We start from the raw sequence: 5,958 nt of genomic DNA, 5'->3' as shown, positions 1-5,958 counted from the left end.
GTTCAGCTGGTTGAGCTGGTGTTTCTTCAGCTTTTTCAACTTCTGCTAAAAGAGCTTCTTTTTCTGCAATTTTTTTCTCTAATTCAGCTTTTTGGCTATCATCAGTTGTTTTTTCTTTTTCTTCTCTAAGCTTATTAATTTCTGCTTTTAACGCTTGTGATGCAGTTGGCAGAGCATCTACTTTTGGAAGTAAAACTGCATATACTAATGCATTCGGATTTTCTTTAAGATCTTTTTCAGCTCTTGCTAACGCAGAACGCATTGCATTTAATTTATCGCTAATTTCCTCATTGTCTTTGTCTTTAGCAAGCTCTGCTTCTAAATCTTTAATTTCTACTTTTAAAGCATCTACTTTCTCTGCTGCTTTAGCTGCTTCTAGATCTTTAAGAGTTTGATTGTACTCGTCAGTTAGCTTGTTGATTTGTTCTGTGTAAGCTTCCAATGGCACTAGAATTTTAGCTAGTTCTTGTTTCGCAGTGTCACGATCCAGTTCTAGATTATAAACAACTTTCTTCAATGCTTCAAGAACTTCAGGATTAGAATTAGCTTCTTCTGCTGCTCTTTCAGCTTGTCCAGCTTCTAGTAATACTTCTTTAGCGTGATTGAATTTTTCTAACAGAACTTCAGCTGCAGCTTTATCTTTATCAGCGATTGCTGTTAAGTAGTTGATTTCTTTTAGTAATTGATCTACTCTATCTTGAATTTTTTCTGATGCTGGGCGAGCAGCTGCTTTCTTGTCTGCTTCAGCAAATGCTTTTTTATCTGCTTCAGAAACTTTAGCTCCATCTTGGATAGTTGGAGTTGTTGCTCCAATGTTATTATCTTGAGGATCTTGGTTTTTATTAGCTTCAGCAGTTGCAGCTTGATCATCTAAATCTCTGGCAGCTTCAGAAGCTGAAATTTCACCATTTTCGATAGCTTTTAATAGATCTTCTTTACCGATTGCAGCTTTAGCTTTGTCAATAGCTGCATCTTTGTCAGTGATTTTATCGTCTTTGTTGATTTTTTCGATAGCATCAGCTTCCATTTTTTCTAAAGCATATTTAAGACCAGCCAAACTATCTGCTTCATCTTTTTTAAGCTCTTCAACTTTAGCTTTAGCTGTTACTGCTGCTTCTTTAGCTTTAGCTAATTCATCTTCTGCTTCAGCTTTAGCTTTGTCTGCTGCAGTTTTTGCATCTTCAGCAGGTTGAACATCCGCTTCTTCTTTAGTAGCTTTAGTTGTAGCTTCCTCAAGAGCTTTAGTTGTTTCGTTAACCTTTGCATCAGCTTCTGCGACTTTAGCTTCTGCAGCTGCTACTTTTTTATCAGCTTCGGCTTTTGCTTCTGCAGCTTTTTCAGCTTCTGTTTTTACTTTTGGTTTTTCAACAGGTTTTTCTGCTGGTTTAGGATTCTTAGCTTCTTCTTCCTTAGCAGCTTTCACAGCAGCAACAGTATTATTGTATTCTGCTTCTAATTCTTTACCTTGTTCTGCATAATATGCAGCAGCTGAATCAGCTTGTTCAAATTCAGAATTAGCTTCGTTACGATCTTTTTCGATTTCTGTTACAACATTTTTTAATGGTTTAACAATCTCATCTTTAAGGTTATATTTTTCTGCAATATCAGCAGCTTCTTTAGCTTCTTTAAGAGCTGTTTCTTTTTTGTCTAAAACAGCAGCTTTTTCTTCAGCAACTTTTTTAGCTTCGTCAAATTGCGCTTCTACACGATTCAATTGATCGTCTAATTGATCTGCTTTATCTTGAAGTTTTTCTGATTCTGGACGAGCAGCATCTGCTTTTTCAGCTTCAGCAATTGTAGCTTTTAGATCTGCAGGCATGTCTTTTTTGGCTGTTCCAGTTTCAGAAGTAGCCCCAGCATCCGCAGCTGTTGATTTAGCAGCTTGATCTTTATCACGCATTTTTTTGTCAGCAGCTTCGTTCGCTTCTGCTTTTGCAGCATCATCGTTTAACTCAGCAGCCACGTTGTCAATTGAGATTTCGCCTGCTTCGATTGCAGCTAATAGGTCTTCTTTCCCAATTTTTTCTTTTAATTCTTTAATAGCTTTTTCTTTATCAGTGATTTTTTTGTTATCATTGATAGCTTTTTCAGCATCTGCTACTAATTTATCTAGAGAGTCAGAGATAGCTTTTTTAGTAGCAGCATCTTCTTTAGCTTTTGCTTCAGCTTTTGCTTCTTCTTCTTTAGCTTTAGCGTCAGCTTGTTTTGCTTCTTCTTTAGCTGCAGTTAATTCAGCATCTGCAGCAGTTTTTTCTGTTTCAGCGTCTTTTTTCGCTTTATCAGCTTCTGCTTTTGCAGCTTTAGCATCAGCATCCTCTTTTTTCTCTGCTTCTACTTTAGTCGCAGCAGCAGTTGCTTCTGTTGTTTTAGCATCTACTTTTGCTTGAGCTTCAGTAACTTTTTCTTCAGCTTTCTTAGCATCAGCTTCAGCGTCTTGAATCACTTTTGGCGTTGCTGGTTTAGCAGCATTTTCGTCAGCTTTTACAACTAACGGTTGAACTGTAGTAAAACCTGCTCCTAAGACTGCCGCACTTGCTAAGCTCGCCAATATCATTCTTTTCTTATCCATTTGGACACCTCTATTTTTATATTTGTAGTGTACAATGTAGAACACTCCTACCGTAATTATACCCCCCCCCCTAAATCCCTGTCAAGCATTTCATATTAAATTTTTGTTACGTTTTTGTTCGGAATTTTATTTGTTTTATCAAAGTTTTTATGAAAATTGTTTTGAAAATTTCTTTTTCTCCTTACATTTTTAATATTAAATTCTATTTTTTGAATAAGGGGAGCGGAGCTTTGTATTGCCCTTGACCTTTTCTTACTAAGGATAGGCGCAAGCCCATCGCGTGGTTGACGTGTTTTGGAAGAGCATATCGCCTGCTCCCTGGATGGTATGCTAGAGGATTATAAAAGGAAAAATTCATTTCCTAGACTGTGGCTAACCATTGTAAAAAAACAGATTTCTCCTTTTGTATGAAGGAAAAATCTGTCATTTTTTTAATTAATTACAACAGCGCCTCAAACTCAGCGACTGACATACCCAATTGCTCACTCGCAAATTCGGAAGTTATAACATGTTGGCGTACTAAATCTAGAAAAGTAAAAATTTTCCCTTCTTCCCTAGCTGTTTCCAAGGCATAGTCCTGTGCCAACAATGCCTGTTCTTCTCGCCTGCGTTGTTCACTAAACATCTTCCTGTCCTCCTCGGACCAGCTCTTGTAGTCCAGCAGTTGGTCTGCTTGGCTGATGGCTCGCTCGGGGCGCTGGGTAAAGGGTTTATTCCCGAAAAACTCCAACCACGGTTTGCGAACCTCGTCTTTGCTGGTTTCTCTATATTTTTTTAATTCCAAGAACGCCATCTTAACCAGATGGTTTTCTTGACCGTTATTGGTGATGGTTAAAACCTCACCTGTAGTGTCCTCTCGCATACTAAAGCTGTGAAAAGCCAAATCGTCCGAGAAGTAGTTGCTATCTACAATTGCGATTGCGTATACTGGTGCGATGTGTTTATAGCTCTGGTGAGTATCACCTTCACGTTGACGAATTTTTTCTAGGTTTTGATTGACCTGACTACACAGGTAAGCCCATAAACGATTGATGAAAAAATTCTGATGATGAACTTGGATTTCGATAATAACCTGCGTGCCATTGTCCAACTCTGCCAAGACGTCTATACTGGTATAGAAATCTTGAGCCGAGTAGGGCAGGGAAGGCAAGACATGAATGTTACTTCCCTCCAAAATCGTCACATTTTTGGCTGGCAAGTCCAGCATATCGCGAATAAATTGACAAGTGATCTCTGGGTTGCTGAATATTTTCTTAGCAACCAAGTCATTAGTTGGGCTAATGCCCGGATGTCTTAGAATCATCCTTTTCCTCCTTTTATTATACCACAGTTTTAAATCTAGCTTTACTAGATTCACCGCTACTATCTATTTATTATTCGAAAAAGAGAGGAAAAAATGAACAAAGATTGATGAAATTTTATCAAAATGTTAAAAAAATTATGGATTAGGAGTCAATTTGATGCCTATAATTGCCAATTTTTCAATCAGTAACACTTTATCGAGAAGTGCCTAATATTTTATCACAGTGATACAAATCAATCTCATCTATCTAAATTCACACTAAATCCATGGAACAAGTGGCTTTTATCATATAGAAGGTAATCAGTATCGCACAATAGATATATCTTATATGTTTTACCTGGTATTGTAGTCTATTTATATGGTGTTTGATAGAGCTGCTTTCTAATCATCTCTAAATCTTCCATATCCAAGTCATTTTTTAAATAATAAACTGGTGTTTGTTCCTTCTTATGAATCGGGTTATTGGTAACCAGCAAATCATAATGCCGAGTTCGGTCATAGGCTTCAATGGTAATAAAACGATTGTATTCCAAATACCGTTTCAAAATGGCTGCCATCCTTGAAAAGACAAGAAAACCAGATGTCAAATCCAGACCAATCCGCATATGCTGACCACCATTTTCAGCCATATATTCGATTAACTGCAGCCATTCCCAGAGAATTTTCTTATCCAAATCCGTCCCTTGATGAAAGGCCGGTAGAGCATGAAAAATCTCCTCTGCCGTTCCCCTAAAATCATGTTCCATCAACAAATAAGGATGACGATTCTCTAACTGGTACTTGTAGCGATCCTGTAAAATATAGCCCTTGTATAGATAGACTTGAGCACAAAGCTGACTGAGTTCATAGGTGACATGGTCCTCTGTATAACCGCCCAGCAACTCCTCCTTCTTCATTTCTTGAATCAATTGCGTCAGCAAATCTGCCAACTGCCCTCCAAAACCAAGGATATACTCCATAGTATGAAGAGGAAGAATACGATGAGATAGGAGGAAAGAGAAGAAAATCATCATCTCCCCGTCCTCAGTTCCGAGAGGGATGTGTTGCCCAGCAAAAAAGGACGGAGCCTTTCGATGCAAACGAAGGTAGAAAATATTGTCAAAATACCCTCGCATTTTTTCTTCTATGACTTGAAACTGACAGGCATTGACACGGAGACGTTGTTGACTGATATGAGACCAGAGAACCAAGTCCAATTTCTGCCCTGAAGACAAACTTGCACCGCAAATTTCTTCTAGTGTAGCAATCTCCTGTTTTCTCTCTGGTTTCTGCATGTGACCTTCCCACTCCTGACTTGACCAGACCTTGCGGAAAAGACAGAAATAGAAATAGCGTATCTGATGCTCTGGACCTCGCCAACGTCCATTTTGGATGGATAAATCAAATTCTGACAAAATCTGATTTAAACCAGCCAAGTGGCGGCCAAGCGTAGCCTCGCTAATCATCAATTCTTGAGCCAGCTGATGGGCTAAAAACTGTTGGTGGTAGAGAAGATAAACCAAAATCTGGTATTTAACAGCATTCTCCAAAAACAAGCTCCGAATCTCTCTCCCCTTGGTAGCTGCACCGATTGACAGACGCAGATTTTCATCTTCTAAGGAGATGTTCAGCTCTAAGGCACTATCCAAAGCCTTGTCATTAAGTAGGGTGACATATTTGGTTAGAGTTGCTTTTGAAAATCCTGTTTCCTCCATTACAGCCTTGACAGTCGTCTGAGATCCTTGTAATAGAAAGGAAAGGATTGAAAATTGGCCAGATTCAGCCTTTTCCATCAAATCTCCTAAATACATTTGTTACCCCTTTCATTTTCTACCTTAAGCATAGCATAAATCTTAGAAATGCTGAAATAATCTGTTTCTCTTTTTATTTTCATGCTGATTTCCTGGTCCATTATCGGTAAATTCCCAAACTAACTTCCACCGCTAGTAGAAGTGGAAGTTAGTCTGATAAAAATCCTAAAAACCAGTGGAAATCCGTGTCAGGGTAAGTTCCACTGGTTTTAATCATGCTTGATTTCATCGCTTTTGTAGCCAAAATGAATCGAAAAAAAGAGCGCACAAAATCCCCTCATCTGAAAGCGTTTCAG

At 38.5% G+C, this 5,958-nt stretch carries 3 protein-coding genes; all 3 read right to left on the bottom strand.

The genetic code is table 11. The features are described 5' to 3' along the window. On the bottom strand, positions 1-2,569 hold a 2,569-nt coding region (locus HT696_RS07855; protein WP_173283518.1), incomplete at its 3' end, for a maebl. A gap of 439 nt (positions 2,570-3,008) precedes the next feature. After that, positions 3,009-3,872 (bottom strand): Rpn family recombination-promoting nuclease/putative transposase, encoded by an 864-nt coding sequence (locus tag HT696_RS07850; protein ID WP_173283517.1) that lies wholly within the window; start codon positions 3,870-3,872, stop codon positions 3,009-3,011. 350 nt (positions 3,873-4,222) lie between these two features. Beyond that, positions 4,223-5,662 carry a helix-turn-helix domain-containing protein gene (locus tag HT696_RS07845; RefSeq protein WP_173283516.1) on the bottom strand — a complete coding sequence of 480 codons (1,440 nt, stop codon included), beginning with the start codon at positions 5,660-5,662 and terminating at the stop codon, positions 4,223-4,225. Positions 5,663-5,958: the final 296 nt, after the last annotated feature.

The sequence above is a fragment of the Streptococcus sp. 9903 genome (assembly GCF_013276625.1).
GTDB lineage: Bacteria > Bacillota > Bacilli > Lactobacillales > Streptococcaceae > Streptococcus.
This window is presented reverse-complemented; position numbering and strand designations above follow the sequence as displayed.